Source organism: Maritimibacter alexandrii (assembly GCF_005871115.1).
Classification (GTDB): domain Bacteria; phylum Pseudomonadota; class Alphaproteobacteria; order Rhodobacterales; family Rhodobacteraceae; genus Maritimibacter; species Maritimibacter alkaliphilus.
Window position 1 is genome coordinate 152,571 of sequence record NZ_SWKQ01000015.1, and the last position, 15,482, is coordinate 168,052.

Sequence of the window (15,482 nt, forward strand, 5' to 3'; positions counted from 1 at the left end):
AGAATGTCAAAAGTAAAGGCGGCCATAATCGGCACCGGCAATATCGGCACCGATCTCATGATCAAGCTGATGCGGAACAGCGACCTGTTGGAACTGGCTGCATTTGTCGGCATTGACCCTGCCTCGGACGGGTTGAAGCGGGCTGAAAAGCTGGGCGTTCCGGTGACGGCCAAGGGTATAGATGGATTGCGGCAGATGCCCGGCTATGGCGACATTGCTGTGGTGTTCGACGCGACGTCCGCCAAGGCCCACGCCCGGCACAGCGAGTTGCTGACAGCCGATGGCAAGCGGGTCGTCGATCTGACGCCTGCCGCCATCGGGCCCTATGTGGTGCCAACGGTCAACATTTCCGCCCATTTGGACGCGGCCAATGTCAACATGGTTACCTGCGGCGGCCAGGCCACCATTCCGATCGTGGCCGCGGTTTCGCGGGTGGCCCCGGTGCGCTATGCGGAAATTGTCGCCTCCATCTCTTCCAGGTCGGCCGGGCCGGGAACGCGCGCGAATATCGACGAATTTACCGAGACCACCTCGCGCGCCATATGTGAGGTCGGTGGCGCCGAGGAAGGCAAAGCCATCATTATCCTCAATCCGGCAGAGCCGCCTTTGGTGATGCGGGACACGGTGTATTGCCTGGCCCAGACAGACGACGCGGAAGCTATTCGCGCATCGGTCGAGGATATGGTCGAATCCGTACGGGCTTATGTCCCTGGATACAGTCTCAAACAGGAAGTTCAGTTCGAAAGGATCGGACCGAACGCGGCGGCCGGGCTGCCCGGCGACCCTGCCGAAGGCGCGCTGAAGGTTTCGGTGTTTCTCGAAGTAGAGGGCGCCGGACACTACCTGCCGAAATACGCCGGAAATCTGGACATCATGACATCGGCGGCGCTGGCAACCGGCGAACAGATCGCACGCACGAAAGAAAAGGCCGCGCAATGACCAGGAACCTCTATATCCAAGACGTGACACTGCGCGACGGGATGCATGCGGTGCGCCACCAGTTCACTGTCGGCCAGGTGCAAGATATCGCCGCTGCGCTGGACGCCGCAGGCGTTGATGCGATCGAGGTCAGCCACGGCGACGGTTTGAACGGGACAAGTTTCAACTATGGTTTCGGGCGCCACCGCGATCTGGATTGGATCGCCGCCGCGGCCGACGCGGTAAAGACCGCCAAACTGACCACGCTTCTGGTTCCGGGCATCGGCACAATCGCCGACCTCAAAGAGGCATACGCCGCCGGTGTCCGGTCGGTTCGCGTGGCCACCCATTGCACAGAGGCAGACATCGCCAGACAACATATCGGCACCGCACGCGACATTGGCATGGATGTGTCGGGCTTTCTGATGATGGCCCACATGAACGAACCCGGCGCCCTGGCCGAACAGGCCCTGCTTATGGAAAGCTACGGTGCACATTGCGTATATGTGACCGATAGCGCCGGTGCGTTGACCGTCAGTTCCGCGCGGGCGCGGGCGCGCGCTTTGCGCCAGGCGCTAAAGCCGGAAACGCAGGTCGGCATCCATGCGCATCACAACCTCACGCTTGGTGTTGCGATTTCGGTCGCCGCCGTCGAAGAGGGGGCGTATCGCGTCGACGGATCCCTGACGGGCCTGGGCGCGGGGGCCGGAAATGCGCCTCTCGAAGCTCTGATAGCGGTTCTTGAAAGGGAAGGCTACGATACGGGCACCAACCTCAACGCGATGATGGACGCGGCAGACGATCTGGTCCGCCCGCTACAGGAGCGCCCGGTCCGGGTCGACCGTGAAACGCTTTCTCTGGGCTATAGCGGTGTCTATTCGAGCTTTCTTTTGCACGCGGAACGCGCGGCCGCGCAATATGGCATAGATGCACGCACTATTCTGAACGAGCTGGGCCAGCGCCGCATGGTCGGCGGGCAGGAAGACATGATTGTCGATGTCGCACTGGACCTGGCGAACGGCAGCAACGCAACAGGGCAACAAGGGAATTAACAATGACCAATCCTGAAATCGGCAAGACAATCGAGGCCGCAGGGCGGAAGACCAACTATCTTGAAGAGGGGACCGGCCCTGCAGTTTTGTTGCTGCATGGCTCCGGCCCGGGCGTGACCGGCTATGCCAACTGGCGGCTGACAGTTCCCGATCTGGCCAGCGATTTCCGGGTTCTGGCGCCGGATGCAATGGGATTTGGCTACACCGAGCGGCACGAGAACGAGACCTACTCGCTGGACGGCTGGGTCGAACATACAATCGCATTTATGGACGCCACGGGTGTCGAAAAGGCCCATTTCGTCGGTAATTCCTTCGGCGGCGGGCTCACGCTGGCTATTGCCAGCCGGTATCCCGACCGGGTCGACCGGATGGTTCTGATGGGATCGGCCGGTCTTGATTTTGGTCTGACAGAGGGGCTGGACACCGTCTGGGGCTATGAGCCCAGCCTGGAAAACATGCGCAAGATCATGATGGAGTGCTTTGCCTATGACAAAAGCCTCATCACCGAGGATCTGATAAAATCGCGTTACGACGCCAGCAAACGCCCCGGCTATCAGGAAAGTTTCTCGGCCATGTTCCCGGCACCCCGCGGTCGCCATGTCGCCGCGCTGTCTACGCCTGAAGACAAGATTGCCGCGCTCCCCCATCGCGCGCTGATTGTGCACGGCCGCGAGGATGCGGTTATCCCCCTGGAGTCCTCTCATCGCCTTCACCAATTGCTGAAACGCTCGGAACTGCACACCTTCGGCGAATGCGGCCACTGGACGCAAATCGAAAAGAAGGACCGGTTCAACAGCCTGATTAAGGACTTCTTTCTGGCATAAGGATGAACTGGTGGGATGAATTGCCCGCCCAGCAACTCGCTTCTACCGCCATGGGCATAAACTGCCCCCATTTCGACCCGACACCTTGGGTCGAAGTGGTCCCAGAGTGCTCTTCCCCATGAAAAACGCCCGCCGTTTCCGGCGGGCGTCGTCTGTCCTGCGGTATGTGTAGGGTGGATTTCAAACCCACCGTTCACCGATCACAGTTTTTCGGTCAGTTCGGGGACGGCCTGGAAGAGGTCGGCCACCAGTCCGAAGTCGGCGACCTGGAAGATCGGGGCTTCTTCGTCCTTGTTGATGGCGACGATGATCTTCGAATCCTTCATGCCGGCGAGGTGCTGGATGGCGCCCGAGATGCCGACGGCGATGTAGAGTTCGGGGGCGACCACCTTGCCGGTCTGGCCCACCTGCCAGTCGTTCGGGGCGTAACCCGAATCGACGGCGGCGCGGGAGGCGCCGACGGCGGCGCCCAGCTTGTCGGCCAGCGCCTCGATGATCTTGAAGTCTTCCTCGGAGCCGACGCCACGGCCGCCCGACACGACCACGCCGGCCGAGGTCAGCTCGGGGCGGTCGCTTTCGGCCACCTTGTCCTCGACCCATTCGCTGAGGCCGGGGTTTTCGGCGGCGCCGATGGTTTCGACCGGGGCAGACCCGCCGTCGCCGGCGGCGTCGAAGGTCGAGGTGCGGAAGGTGATGACCTTCTTGGCATCCGACGATTTCACCGTCTGCACGGCGTTGCCGGCATAGATCGGGCGTTCGAAGGTCGCGCCATCAACCACGCCGGAGACATCCGACAGCACCATCACGTCCAGAAGCGCGGCAACGCGCGGCATGACGTTTTTCGCATCCGTCGTGGCCGGGGCAACGATATGTTCATAATCGCCTGCCAGGCTGACGATCAGCGCGGCGGTCGGTTCCGCCAGGCGGTGGCCCAGCGAGGCATCCTCGGCGACCAGCACCTTGGCGACACCGGCGATCTTGGCGGCGGCCTCGCCGGCGGCGGCGGCGGAGGCACCGGCGCACAGAACGGTCACGTCACCCAGCGCCGATGCGGCGGTCACGGCCTTGGCGGTGGCGTCCAGCGCCAGTTCGCCGTTGGTCACTTCACCAATCAGAAGAACAGCCATTACACAGCCCCCGCTTCTTTGAGTTTCGCAACCAGCTCGTCCACCGAGCCGACGATGATCCCGGCCGAGCGTTCGGCGGGCTCGGCCGTCTTGACGATTTCCAGCCGCGGGCTGACATCGACGCCATAGTCGGCGGCGGATTTCTCATCCAGCGGTTTTTTCTTTGCCTTCATGATGTTGGGCAGCGAGGCATAACGCGGCTCGTTCAGGCGCAGGTCCACGGTGACGATGGAGGGCATCTTCACGGCGATGGTCTGCAACCCGCCGTCGACCTCGCGGGTGACCCTGGCGGTGTCGCCGTCGATGTCCACTTCGGACGCAAAGGTCGCCTGGCTCCAGCCGAGCAGGGCGGACAGCATCTGGCCGGTGGCGTTCATGTCGTTGTCGATCGCCTGCTTGCCGCAGAGAATCAGACCAGGCTGTTCCTCTTCCACGACCTTGGCAAGGATTTTGGCCACTGCCAGCGGCTCGATATCATGGTGCACGTCATCCGCTGCAACGACCAGGATGGCGCGGTCGGCACCCATGGCCAGTGCGGTGCGCAGGGTTTCCTGCGCCTGTTTGACGCCGATGGATACCGCGACCACCTCTTCGGCCTTGCCGGCCTCTTTCAGGCGTATCGCCTCTTCGACGGCGATTTCGTCGAAAGGGTTCATCGACATCTTAACGTTGGCCAGATCGACACCGCTTCCGTCCGCTTTGACACGAACCTTCACGTTGTAGTCGATCACGCGTTTGACAGGCACGAGTACCTTCATTGGCGTGGTCTCCTTGAGTTTTGCGATAAGGTTTCAACCGAGCTAACGGTCTTTGAATTCTGGAGTTCTTTTTTCCGAAAACGCTTTCATGGCCTCGGGAAAGTCATGCGCGCACAGCAAAACGCTTTGGGCATCGCGCTCGATATCCAGCGCCTCGAGATAGCTGCACTCGGCTGCGGCGCGCATCACACGCTTGGCGGTCTGAACGCCAAACATCGGGTGCGTTGCAATCTCGCGGGCAATTTCCAGCGCCCGTACCTCGACCTGGTTGGCCGGCACGCATTCTTCGACAACGCGCAGGTCCCTGGCGGTGCGCCCGTCGATTTCACGGCCCGTGAGCACAAGCATCCGGGCAACGCCCGCACCGGCGCGCTGCTGAAGCAGCCAGCTTGATCCCGTGTCGGGACAACCGCCGACGCGTGCAAATACTTCGCACAGCCGGGCATCTTCGGCGGCAACGACAATGTCCGCCGACAAGGCCAGGCTGAGGCCCGCGCCAAAAGCCACGCCGCATACCGCGGAAATCAGAGGTTTGCGAAACAGATAGGCCGCGCGTCCGCCATCGTGAACCAGGTCCACCATTTCCGACGTCGCCCGCGCGCCTTTGGCGATCTCGGACTGAAACCCGACAAGATCGCCGCCGCTGCTGAAATGATTGCCACCGGTCATAACAACGACACGGATCGTAGCGTCCCGTTCGGCTTCGCGCAGAAGCGCCACCAGTTCTTCGACGAACCCGATGCTGTAAGGGTTGCGTTTTGTCGGCTGAAGAAAACGCAGGATTCCGACAGGGCCTTCCCTGTCCAGGCGAATAAGCTCAGTCATTCAAGTCTCCATCAGGTCCCGGTCCAGACGGGTGCCCGCTTTTCAGCAAAGGCCTTTGGGCCTTCAATCGCGTCGTTGCTGGCGTAAACCACCTCGTGAAGGCGCTTGCCCTCTTTCAGGCCACCCGCACAGCCCAGGTCCATGGTCGCGCGAACGCCGCCTTTCGCGGCAACAACCGACAGCGGGGCCGCGCTGGCAATGCGTTTGGCAAGGTCAAATGCCCTTGCGCGGACAGCATCGGGAGTGTCTTCGATATAGTTGGTGAACCCGTATTCGTGCAGGCGCTCGATCGGCATCAAGTCGCCGGTCAGAACGATTTCCATAAGGATGGGCTGCGGTAGCATGGACAGTGCCGGCGATGCCCAGGGCGATCCACGACCGATCTTTACTTCGGTGATACCGACCTTGGTCCCCTTGAGACCGACCCGCAGATCGCAATTCAAGGTCAGCATCATGCCGCCCGCCATCAGCGACCCTGTCATCGCCGCGATGATCGGTTTCTTGCAGGCGCGCATGGTCTCGTGAAACGGGTCGCGCATCTTGGTCAGAATATCGACACCCTCGTCGCGTGCGATTTGTGTGGCTTCCTTCAGATCCAGTCCGGCGCTGAAAACGCCGCAATCGGCAGAAGTCAGAATGGCCACACGAACGCTGTCATCCGCCTCGATCTTCTCCCAAGCGTCGGTCAGCCCGTTCGTCGCCGCCACGGAAAGCGCGTTTTTACGTTCTGGCCGGTTGATACAGACGGTCGCAATTCCGTCTTCGATCTTCACGTCAATGGGGCTCATGATACCTGCTTCGCTTTCTCGGGACAATCTAACTGCGGAAAGCTTCCCCGCGACATGTCTGCCGCGGGGAAGCTCTGTCTTATTCGACGGTGAACGTCGCGGAGCTGTGCTTGATGACATCCCAAACAACGTCAAGATAGTCGGCGCTCCAGTCGGTCAGCGGAACCCAGGTTTCGCCATTCCACTGCTCGACCCGGGTCTTGCCGCCACCACCGTGGTCTTTGTCGGTCAGTGTAACCGGGGCCATGATGCCGTTTCCATCGAAGTTCTCGATCGATTCATAGGCATTCTTCATGCTTTCCGGTGTGATCGGCCAACCGTTTTCGGTAATCGCGATACGCGCAGCTTCAAAACCGGCCGAGTAGATCGCCATGCCCGTGTTGTAGTACACGTCTCGCACCAGGTTCTCGGGTCCGCTGCCCTTGCCATTGGCATAGTAGGTGTCCAGCATCGTCTTTACGATCGGAACTTCCTGGCCACCGGCCACGTTGGTCCCGCGCAGGATGCCTTTCGCCTCTTCCGCGCCGATGTTGGCGATATCGACTTCGTTCAGCCAGTTTACCGAAAGATAGCGGTCGATCGGGAAACGGTTACGACGCATTTCTTTCGAGGCGACCACATGGCCACCCGCCAGAAGCCAGCTGATCACATAGTCAGGCTTGTCGCGGCGGATATTGCTCCATGCGCCGGCTTGATCCGACCCGGGAAGCGGTACGGGATACAGCTCCAACTCGAACCCTTCCTTTTCGGAAAGCGTTTTCAGGATCTCGATCGGTTCCTGGCCAAAGGGATAATCCAGATAGATGAACCCGATCTTCGTTTTGCTCAAGTCACCGCCCATCTGGCCCTTGATGAAGGCAACGTCATTTGCCGCCTGCTGCCAGTACGTCGGACCGACCGGGAAAACCCATTCGAACACTTCGCCGTCCACCGCGTCACCGCGGCCAACGAAAGACTGCATCAGTACGCTACCGTCCTTCATGGCACGCGGCAAAACCGCGTTCGTGACCGGCGTGGACAGAAAATTGAAAAGGAAAACGCCTTCACGCTTGAGCTGCTCATAGCATTCCACGCCACGCTGCGGTTCGTTGCCGTGATCGCGAATGATTACTTCAACCGGATGCCCTTCGATACCACCGTTTTCGTTTGTGTACATCGCGAGATCCTGAGCGGCCTGGGCCACCTGCGGCGAAATGAACGTGTAGGATTTACTGAGGTCGAAGCAGAGTCCGAAGCGGATCGGCTCCTTGTCCTGCGCTGAGGCCACAGTCGCGCTTGCTGCCAGCGCAGTAGCAAGGACCACTGCCTTAATGTGCTGTTTGACTTTCATGTTTTCTCTCTCCCGTTGCTTGGGTTTAGGGCGATGATACCGTTTCGTAAGCGCCGCTGCCGCCCTGCGTAGCGTCACCCTTCCTGCTACCTGTCTTTCACTGCTCGTATTTTGAGGAACTGTCCTTAACCACGTCCCACACGACGTCGGCGTATTCAGAGATCCAGTCGGTTTGTGGTACCCAAGCCGCCCCGTCCCACATCTCGATCCGGGTCTTGCCACCGCCGCCATGATCTTCGGCCGTCACCGTAATGGGTGCCATCAGCCCGTTCGCGTCGTATCCCTCAAGCGACTCCAGTCCCGCTTTGTAGGACTTTGCGGTAATCGGAAGGCCTTCGAGTTCTGCCGCCTTGCGCGCGGCTTCGAACATGATTGAATACATGGCCAGACCAGTGTTGTAGAAAACGTCCTGGGTCTTCTCAATCGGGCCGGCACCCTCGCCCTTGTCGTAGAGTTCGGCCATGATCTCTTGATACAAAGCGACATTCTGACCGCCAACAACATTGGTACCGCGCTTGATACCCTTGGCGGCCTCGTTGCCAATATTGGCGATATCGACTTCGTTCAGCCAGTTGACGGAAATGTATTTGTCCATCGGGATGCGATTGCGCTGCATTTCCTTCGACGCAACCACATGCGCACCGCCCAGCATCCAGACAATCACATGATCTGGGTTGTCCCGGCGCACCTTGGACCACACACCGGCCTGGTCACTGCCAGGCAGTTGCACAGGGTAAAGCTCAAGCTTGAAACCCTCTTTTTCGGACAAGGTTTTGAGAATCTCGATCGGCTCCTGTCCGAAAGGATAATCGAAATACACAAACCCCACCTTCACGTCAGACAAGTCGCCATCATGCAATTGCTTTATGTAGGCGACATCATTGGCCGCCTGTCCCCAATAGGTCGGTCCGACCGGATAGACCCATTCGAAAACGGTGCCGTCAACTGCATCGCCTCGGCCGACAAGCGACTGCATCAGGATACGCCCGTCTTCCATGGCCCGCGGCAGGATAGCCAGAGAGACCGGAGTGGACAGGGTATCGAAGACGAATACACCCTCGCGGCTGAGCTTGGAGTAGCACTCGATACCGCGCTGCGGTTCGTTCCCATGATCGCGCACGATAACCTCGACCGGCTCTCCTCCGATGCCTCCCTTCATGTTGACCAGTTTCGCGAGATCCTGTGCCGCTTGGGCAACCTGCGGCGTAGCAAAGGTATAGGCCTTGCTGAGATCGTAGCAGATGCCGATCTTGAATGGCTCGGCCAGCGTCTGAGTACCGAACATTGCTCCGCCGAACATTGATAATACGGCCAACGCTTTGGTAAGTTTCTTCATTTGTTCCTCCCTGAACAACTTCTGATTAGTACCTCAACTCAACCAACGTTTGCGTCGGCTGTAGTGCTTGACGTTGTGAAAATCGGTCTCTCCGCCGCCTAGATAGAACTCCTGAATGTCGGAGTTGGATTTGAGCGCCTCGGCCGTGCCGTGCATAACGACGCGGCCGTTTTCGATAAGATACCCTTGCGAAACGATCTCCAGAGCTGCCAGGGCGTTCTGTTCCACCAGCAGGACGGACAGGCCCTCATCCTTATTGATCTTTTGCAGGATGCCGAAGATTTCCTCGACCAGGAACGGAGCAAGCCCTAGACTTGGTTCATCAAGCATCAAAAGCTTCGGCTGGGTCACGAGGGCCCGCCCAATGGCAAGCATCTGTTGCTCACCACCCGACAAATAGCCTGCTTGCGAATTTTTGCGTTCGGCAAGCCGTGGAAAATAGGCGTAAATCTTGTCCTTTTCCGCATTCAGCGTCGATCGGGACATTCCGCGCGGCGCGGCGGCGGTCAGGTTCTCGTCGGGGGTCAGATGTTCAAAGACCCGCCGCCCTTCGATGACATGACAGATGCCCATCTCGACGCGTTTTTGCGCGAGCGCTTCGGTAATGTCCGTTCCTTGGAACGTTATCTCACCTCGGCTGATGCGTCCGCGCTCGGCTTTCAAAAGACCGCTGATCGCTTTCAACGTGGTGCTTTTTCCCGCTCCGTTCGACCCCAAAAGCGCGATCATCTCGCCTTTTGGAACCTGGACCGATACACCTTTGATCGCCAGCATTACATTGTCGTACAGCACCTCGACACTGTTCATGGACAGAATGTTCTGGGCTTCAACTTTTTCTTGCATCGGCATTTCCCTTATTTCTTGAACTGATCGAAGGGCCAGACCATCAGGTAGTCTCTGATGTTGCCGTAGAGTTTTCCCAAACCAAGCGGTTCGATCAGAAGGATAATGACGATCAGCGCGCCATAGACCGCGTTGGGGATGTGGGCGAGCGTTTCAACGTTGATCTGCATGCCAAGCCCGTCACTCAGCGTGACGACGAGACCGTTCACGATACCCGGAACAAGAAGGATCAGGGCAACACCGAAATAGGAACCGATAATGCTGCCAAGGCCGCCAACAATCACCATCGCAAGAACCTGGATCGAAACGGCAACCGAGAATTGCTCGGGTGCGGCGAGAAAGAAAAAGGTGGCAACAAGCAACGCACCGCTGACGCCTGCGATGAACGAAGAAGTCGCGAATGCGAGGATTTTGTAGTAGAAACTGTTCACACCCAGGATCGCGGCGGCAAAGTCTTTTTCCCGGACAGCGACCAAGGCGCGACCGAGTCCAGTACGCTTGAGATTAAGCATGAAGATCGTCACCAACACACACCAGCCGAAGGCGACATAGTAGAAGCCAGTATCAGTGGTAATCTCTTGCCCCAACAACGCCAGCGTCGGCGACTGGAGCGATGCGTGTGAGCCCCCCGAGATCGCCGGCGAGTGGGTCAGAACCCAGTCCATCACGAACTGCATCGCAAGAGTGGTAAGGGCGAGATAGAGGCCCTTGACCCGCAAAGCGGCAAAAGCGAACAGGCTGCCGATCACGGATGACGTCAACCCGCCAATGATCAGGGCAAATTCCCACGGCACCCCGAAACGCGCGGCATGGATAGACGAATACGCTCCGACGGCCATGACCGCAGCATAGCCCAAGTGCAGTTGGCCGGCCCAACCTGTCACCAGGTTCAGCCCCAAAGCGGCGGCCGTCCAGATCAGCCAGGGAAGCATGTAGCTGTTCAGATAAAGCGACGGGATGATGAATGGCGCGGCAAGGCCGATCAGAAAGATGAAAGCTGTCAGATTTCTGTCGGCAGGCACCTTGAAGATACGGCTGTCCGAAACGTAGTCGGCGTGATGGTCGCCGGAAAGTCTGTAAAACATGCCTTACACCCTTTCGATGTCGTGACGACCGAACAGCCCGTGCGGACGGATCATGACGGTAAGAATGAGCACGGCAGCGACGATAAGCTCACGGCTTCCGCCTCCGACAAGCGGATCGAGGAAATCAGCGCCAACGTTTTCGACGACGCCCAGGATGATGCCTGCGATCACGGCGCCAAGGATACTGTCGAGACCACCGAGAACGGCAACCGTCAGACCTTTGAGAAGCAACAGCGACAGCGCCTGATCGACACCCTGAATCTCACCCCAGATGACGCCAGCGGCGACAGCAACAACGGATGCCAATGCCCAGGATAACCCAACGCCGCGCTCAACCGAGATACCTACCGACCACGAAGCCATGTAATCATCCGCGATCGCCCGCAACTTGATCCCGGTCCGGGTTTGGAAGAACAGCATGAAGCCGACAAACAAGGCAAGCGCGACACCGGCACCGACCAGATGGATGCGGCTGATGAAGATGTCGCCCAGGAACAGCGGATCATAGCTGACGCCCAGTTCCATCGAACGCGACGTTCCGCCCCAGATGGCAAGTGTCGTACCCCGCAGGAATATGTCGAGGCCAAGTGTCAGCATCAGGATCATGACGACCGGGCGACCCGCGAGACGACGCAGGGCAACACGCTCGATGCCGAACCCAAGGCCGAACATGACAACCGCAGCCAGAGGAATGGCCAGCCACAAGGGCAAACCCACATCGCGCGCCAGCGCCAGGACCACATAGGCACCCACCATGGTCAGCCCGCCCTGCGCCAGATTGGGCACCGAGGACGCTTTGTAAATCAGCACGAGGCCGATGGCGAAAAGCGAATATAACAGACCCGTCAAGGCTCCGTTGATCGCAAGCTCTGATAGAAAGACCCAGTCCATTTATACCTCCCTGACGGGAAGGCTTCTTTCGACCTTCCCTACTTCCCCGGTCTCGTAAGTCACCTGCGCGCTTACGTGGACCTCTTTTGAACCGTCGTAGAGCGCCGCGATCACGTCAGCATAGCGTTCCTGAACGACCTTGCGCCGCAGTTTTCGTGTCCGTGTGATTTCACCATCGTCCGGGTCGAATTCTTTCGGCAGACTGACAAAGCGTTGCAGGCGCAATGGCTCGGTGACGGCCTTGTTGACCCGTTGGAACGCCTCGCGAAGCAACGTCGCGACCTCTTCACGCTGAGAAAGATCGGCATATGACACGTAAGGTACGCCGTTCACTTCGGCCCAGTGCCCCACGGCCTCGAAATCCACGCAGACCATCGCCGTCAGTTCCTTCAGCCCGGCGCCAATCACGGCCGCATCCTTGATATACGGGCTGAATTTCAACCGGTTCTCGATGTAGTTTGGAACGTAACGTTCACCGTCGGCGGTGTGCATGACCTCGGATACACGCCCCAGAACAACCAGGTGTCCGTCGTCCTCCAGATAGCCGGCATCACCTGTATGCAGCCACCCGCCGTCAAGGGCTTCGGCGGTCGCTTCGGGTTTGTTGAAGTACCCTTCAAACACGCTGTCCGAGCGCACCAGGATCTCACCGTCTTCGGCAATGCTGACCTCGACGCCAGGCGCGGGTTTGCCAACCGTATGAAGACGGACCTCGCCCGGAGCCTGAATCGCGTTGATCGCGCTGTTCTCGGTCTGGCCGTAGAGCTGACGCAACTTGATCCCCAGGGCGCGGTAGAACACAAAGGTGTCTTCCCCGATCGCTTCACCGCCGGTGAACGCATTCTTGAGGCGGCTCATCCCGAACTGGTCCTTGATCGGACCGAAAACAATCGCCTCGCCCAGAAGCCGGCCAAATGGCTCAAGAACACCGCCGCTTTTGCCATTCAGCTTGCGCGTTTCCGCCGCGATGGCCCGATCCATGAAAAAATGGTACAGCCATTTCTTTAAAGGGGTCGAATTTTCGATACCAACCTGGATTGTCGTCAGCATCTGGTCCCAGCTTCTTGGCGCCGCCAGATAGAATGTCGGAGCGATCTCGCGCATGTCGCGCACGACCGTTTCCTGGCGCTCAGGCACATTCACGGTGAAACGCCAAAGGAGTGCCGCGGCAACGGTTATGGCGTAGTCTCCCACCCAGGCCATCGGCAAGTACGCGAGGATCTCCTCATTTTCGCCGAAGGCACCCGCCGCATGTCCATTCCGAGCAGCAGCAAAAACGTTCTTCTGACTCAGTACGATGCCCTTCGGCGCGCCCGTCGTTCCGGAGGAGTGCAGAAAAATGGCCGGATCTTCCGGCTTCGCACGACTAAGCAGTTCCTCACGCAGGCCCGGGGTTTCGTTCAGATCGTGCTGACCAACTTCGATCAGGTGATCCCAGGACAACAGCCCTTCAACCTCGTAGAAGCCAAGACCGCGCGCTTCATCATAAATGATGTGGTCGATGCCCTCGGCGCCCGCGTCCTTCAGTTCCAGGATCTTGTCAACCTGTTCCTGATCTTCGGCGATGGCCGCGACGATTTCGACTTCGCCAAGAAAGTGCCGGAGTTCTTCGAGCGTCGCGCCGGGATAGGCAGGCATTGCATAGGCACCCAGCAACGAAATAGCCAGCATTCCGCCATACAGCCGCGCCCGGTTGTCGCCCAGGATAAGCACCGCCTTGCCCGGTGTTACGCCGATTTTCTCAAGCCCGGCCGCGCAGGCCAGCACCTCTTCGGCGTATTCCGCCCATGTGGTTTCCTTCCAGATCCCACGCTCTTTTTCGCGAAGCGCGATTTCCGAACCGTGTTTCGAGGCGTTCCGCGCCAGAATTGCGCCGATCGTGTCGCCGCCCGAAGACTGTTTCTTCGTCAAATCAGTCATGCGACCCTCCGATATATGCCTCGATGACCCGCGGGTCCTTCACAACCTCCTTGGGGATGCCACTGGCGATCATTTCACCATAATTCAGGGCCAGCATCCGATCACAAATGCCGGTGATGACATCCATATGGTGTTCGATCAGCAGAACGCTGACGCCGCGTTCGGCACGGGCATCCAGAATGAAACGGGACATATACCCTTTCTCTTCCTGGTTCATGCCGGCCATCGGTTCATCGAGAATCAGCATCTGTGGCTCGGCCACCAATGCCCGCGCCAGCTCGACCCGTTTTTTCAACCCGATCGGAAGGCCATCGACCAACTCATGCCGGATGCTCTCGAGTTGTAGAAACTCGATCACCTCTTCGACGATCTTGCGGTTTTCGATTTCTTCACGCTGTGCTGCCCACCAGTAAAGCGCGGTGCGCAGAACGCCCGGTTTCATGTGGATGTGCCGCCCCAGCAGGATGTTGTCCAGAACGCTCATCCCGTTGAACAAGGCAAGATTCTGGAACGTCCGGGCGACGCCGAGCTTGGCAACCTTGTGAGGTGCCGTACCCGTGATTTCCTTTCCTGCCAACCGGACAGTCCCCACATTCGGTGGGTAGAACCCGGTAATTGCGTTCGTCAGTGTTGTCTTGCCGCTGCCGTTCGGGCCGACAAGTCCAAAGATTTCCCCCTGCCGAATGACGAGGTCCACACCGGTGACAGCGACGATGCCGCCGAACCGTCGCTCGACCCCGCTGCACTCCAGTATCGCCCCATCATCGGCTCCGATTGCTGTTTTAATCTTAGTCGTCATCTAGATATCATTGTCCCCCTAAGGTTCACGGCCAACATCAGGTAATCCGGAAGTAGTCCGGCCGCCCCGTTGGCCATGGATCCCCCCACAATTGCTGCCCACCGTCGATGTTCAGAACTTCTCCGGTTACGAATTTCCCTGAATTCGCCGCCATATAGACAACCCCTTCAGCGACATCCCATTCGTCCCCGGCGTGCCGCATCGGGTTGGAGTCCTGAAAGGTCGCAGAACCCTCCGGAGGGTAGTTCCCGAAACCGTTGCTTTCGCAGCAACCCGGCGCCACGCAGTTCACTCGGATACCGTGCGGGGCCCACTCCACCGCAACCGACTTGGACAGGTAAACTACCCCTGCCCGGGCCGCACAGGTATGCGCGATGCCGGGCATGCCGCGCCAGATATCGGCCACGATGTTGACGATGGAGCCCGATTGCTTGTTGGCAACCCAGTGGCGCGCCGTGGATTGCATCATCCACCACGTACCGTTCAGGTTGGTGTCTATGACCGCATTCCAGCCCTTTGGACTAAACTCCAACGCTGCTTGCGGAAACTGACCCCCAGCATTGTTCACCAATACGTCAATCGCCCCGAACTCCTGGTTCGTCTTGGCGACAAAATCCTCGACCTGCTCAGGCTCCCGGATAGTCATAGGCACAGCGAAAACTTCGCCCCCGAAACTTTCAAGGAACTCCTTGGCCAAAGCCAGTTTCTCTTCGTTGCGTCCATTGATCGCCAGATTGGCCCCGAGCCTTGCGAACAAGGTCGCAATTGCCAGCCCCAATCCGCCTCCGGCCCCGGTCACCACAACGATTTTGCCGGTGAATAAACCGCTTGCGTAAACGGTTGCACGTTTTGATAGGTCCTCCCTCGAAGACCCAAACTGCGTCTTATTCATGACGCCTCCTCCCATTCCCCATTAGGGGCAGTTGCCAGTAATCTAACGTATGTTAGAAAATTGGTCAAGACACCTTTTCCCACCAGCCCCGCCC

At 58.9% G+C, this 15,482-nt stretch carries 15 protein-coding genes; 3 read left to right on the plus strand and 12 right to left on the minus strand.

Translation table 11 applies throughout. The features are described from left to right. Positions 1 to 3 precede the first annotated feature (3 nt). Genes FCT00_RS19415 through FCT00_RS19425 form a run of 3 tightly spaced genes read left to right on the plus strand, consistent with a single transcriptional unit; the run spans position 4 to position 2,794 of the window. On the plus strand, positions 4 to 939 hold the full coding sequence (locus FCT00_RS19415) for an acetaldehyde dehydrogenase (acetylating) (protein ID WP_138424304.1): 936 nt from the start codon (positions 4 to 6) through the stop codon (positions 937 to 939). Then, positions 936 to 1,970: a 4-hydroxy-2-oxovalerate aldolase gene (gene dmpG, locus FCT00_RS19420; RefSeq protein ID WP_138424305.1), complete on the plus strand. Its 1,035-nt coding sequence runs from the start codon at positions 936 to 938 to the stop codon at positions 1,968 to 1,970. The genes FCT00_RS19415 and dmpG overlap by 4 nt, the downstream gene beginning before the upstream one ends. 2 nt (positions 1,971 to 1,972) lie before the next feature. Further along, complete coding sequence (locus FCT00_RS19425) at positions 1,973 to 2,794, plus strand: alpha/beta fold hydrolase (RefSeq protein ID WP_100162544.1); 822 nt, start codon at positions 1,973 to 1,975, stop codon at positions 2,792 to 2,794. 200 nt (positions 2,795 to 2,994) lie between these two features. Here the strand turns inward: FCT00_RS19425 and FCT00_RS19430 are convergent, their stop codons facing one another. From FCT00_RS19430 to FCT00_RS19485, 12 genes are all read right to left on the minus strand, one after another. After that, positions 2,995 to 3,921, minus strand: a complete 927-nt coding sequence (locus FCT00_RS19430) for an electron transfer flavoprotein subunit alpha/FixB family protein (RefSeq protein WP_100162543.1) — start codon at positions 3,919 to 3,921, stop codon at positions 2,995 to 2,997. Beyond that, the gene (locus tag FCT00_RS19435) at positions 3,921 to 4,679 is read right to left on the minus strand and encodes an electron transfer flavoprotein subunit beta/FixA family protein (RefSeq protein WP_138424306.1); all 759 of its coding nucleotides are present in this window, start codon (positions 4,677 to 4,679) and stop codon (positions 3,921 to 3,923) included. The genes FCT00_RS19430 and FCT00_RS19435 overlap by 1 nt, the downstream gene beginning before the upstream one ends. Positions 4,680 to 4,721: 42 nt before the next feature. Continuing rightward, on the minus strand, positions 4,722 to 5,504 hold the full coding sequence (locus FCT00_RS19440; RefSeq protein WP_028284926.1) for an enoyl-CoA hydratase/isomerase family protein: 783 nt from the start codon (positions 5,502 to 5,504) through the stop codon (positions 4,722 to 4,724). A gap of 11 nt (positions 5,505 to 5,515) precedes the next feature. Beyond that, complete coding sequence (locus FCT00_RS19445) at positions 5,516 to 6,277, minus strand: enoyl-CoA hydratase/isomerase family protein (RefSeq protein ID WP_235889217.1); 762 nt, start codon at positions 6,275 to 6,277, stop codon at positions 5,516 to 5,518. Between the two features lie 94 nt (positions 6,278 to 6,371). Beyond that, positions 6,372 to 7,622, minus strand: coding sequence for an ABC transporter substrate-binding protein (locus tag FCT00_RS19450; protein ID WP_138424307.1), 1,251 nt, complete (start codon positions 7,620 to 7,622; stop codon positions 6,372 to 6,374). 97 nt (positions 7,623 to 7,719) lie between these two features. Then, positions 7,720 to 8,958: an ABC transporter substrate-binding protein gene (locus FCT00_RS19455; protein WP_300424033.1), complete on the minus strand. Its 1,239-nt coding sequence runs from the start codon at positions 8,956 to 8,958 to the stop codon at positions 7,720 to 7,722. Between the two features lie 33 nt (positions 8,959 to 8,991). Beyond that, positions 8,992 to 9,801: an ABC transporter ATP-binding protein gene (locus FCT00_RS19460; protein ID WP_088626190.1), complete on the minus strand. Its 810-nt coding sequence runs from the start codon at positions 9,799 to 9,801 to the stop codon at positions 8,992 to 8,994. An 11-nt stretch (positions 9,802 to 9,812) separates the two neighbouring features. Next, positions 9,813 to 10,886: a branched-chain amino acid ABC transporter permease gene (locus FCT00_RS19465; protein ID WP_138424308.1), complete on the minus strand. Its 1,074-nt coding sequence runs from the start codon at positions 10,884 to 10,886 to the stop codon at positions 9,813 to 9,815. 3 nt (positions 10,887 to 10,889) lie between these two features. Further along, complete coding sequence (locus FCT00_RS19470; RefSeq protein ID WP_028284932.1) at positions 10,890 to 11,777, minus strand: branched-chain amino acid ABC transporter permease; 888 nt, start codon at positions 11,775 to 11,777, stop codon at positions 10,890 to 10,892. Continuing rightward, complete coding sequence (locus FCT00_RS19475) at positions 11,778 to 13,697, minus strand: AMP-dependent synthetase/ligase (RefSeq protein WP_138424309.1); 1,920 nt, start codon at positions 13,695 to 13,697, stop codon at positions 11,778 to 11,780. Next, entirely contained in the window at positions 13,690 to 14,496 is an 807-nt protein-coding gene (locus FCT00_RS19480) for an ABC transporter ATP-binding protein (protein WP_036538081.1), read from the minus strand. Before FCT00_RS19480 ends, FCT00_RS19475 begins: the two co-directional genes overlap by 8 nt. A gap of 37 nt (positions 14,497 to 14,533) precedes the next feature. Next, positions 14,534 to 15,388: an SDR family oxidoreductase gene (locus FCT00_RS19485; protein ID WP_138424310.1), complete on the minus strand. Its 855-nt coding sequence runs from the start codon at positions 15,386 to 15,388 to the stop codon at positions 14,534 to 14,536. Positions 15,389 to 15,482 lie beyond the last annotated feature (94 nt).

What these genes read in the sequence shown, in the direction of transcription:
- FCT00_RS19415 (WP_138424304.1), top strand. Translation starts at nt 4, where the DNA reads ATGTCAAAAGTAAAGGCGGCCATAATCGGCACCGGCAATATCGGCACC.
- dmpG (WP_138424305.1), top strand. Translation starts at nt 936, where the DNA reads ATGACCAGGAACCTCTATATCCAAGACGTGACACTGCGCGACGGGATG.
- FCT00_RS19425 (WP_100162544.1), top strand. Translation starts at nt 1,973, where the DNA reads ATGACCAATCCTGAAATCGGCAAGACAATCGAGGCCGCAGGGCGGAAG.
- FCT00_RS19430 (WP_100162543.1), bottom strand. Translation starts at nt 3,921, where the DNA reads ATGGCTGTTCTTCTGATTGGTGAAGTGACCAACGGCGAACTGGCGCTG.
- FCT00_RS19435 (WP_138424306.1), bottom strand. Translation starts at nt 4,679, where the DNA reads ATGAAGGTACTCGTGCCTGTCAAACGCGTGATCGACTACAACGTGAAG.
- FCT00_RS19440 (WP_028284926.1), bottom strand. Translation starts at nt 5,504, where the DNA reads ATGACTGAGCTTATTCGCCTGGACAGGGAAGGCCCTGTCGGAATCCTG.
- FCT00_RS19450 (WP_138424307.1), bottom strand. Translation starts at nt 7,622, where the DNA reads ATGAAAGTCAAACAGCACATTAAGGCAGTGGTCCTTGCTACTGCGCTG.
- FCT00_RS19455 (WP_300424033.1), bottom strand. Translation starts at nt 8,958, where the DNA reads ATGAAGAAACTTACCAAAGCGTTGGCCGTATTATCAATGTTCGGCGGA.
- FCT00_RS19460 (WP_088626190.1), bottom strand. Translation starts at nt 9,801, where the DNA reads ATGCAAGAAAAAGTTGAAGCCCAGAACATTCTGTCCATGAACAGTGTC.
- FCT00_RS19465 (WP_138424308.1), bottom strand. Translation starts at nt 10,886, where the DNA reads ATGTTTTACAGACTTTCCGGCGACCATCACGCCGACTACGTTTCGGAC.
- FCT00_RS19470 (WP_028284932.1), bottom strand. Translation starts at nt 11,777, where the DNA reads ATGGACTGGGTCTTTCTATCAGAGCTTGCGATCAACGGAGCCTTGACG.
- FCT00_RS19475 (WP_138424309.1), bottom strand. Translation starts at nt 13,697, where the DNA reads ATGACTGATTTGACGAAGAAACAGTCTTCGGGCGGCGACACGATCGGC.
- FCT00_RS19480 (WP_036538081.1), bottom strand. Translation starts at nt 14,496, where the DNA reads ATGACGACTAAGATTAAAACAGCAATCGGAGCCGATGATGGGGCGATA.
- FCT00_RS19485 (WP_138424310.1), bottom strand. Translation starts at nt 15,388, where the DNA reads ATGAATAAGACGCAGTTTGGGTCTTCGAGGGAGGACCTATCAAAACGT.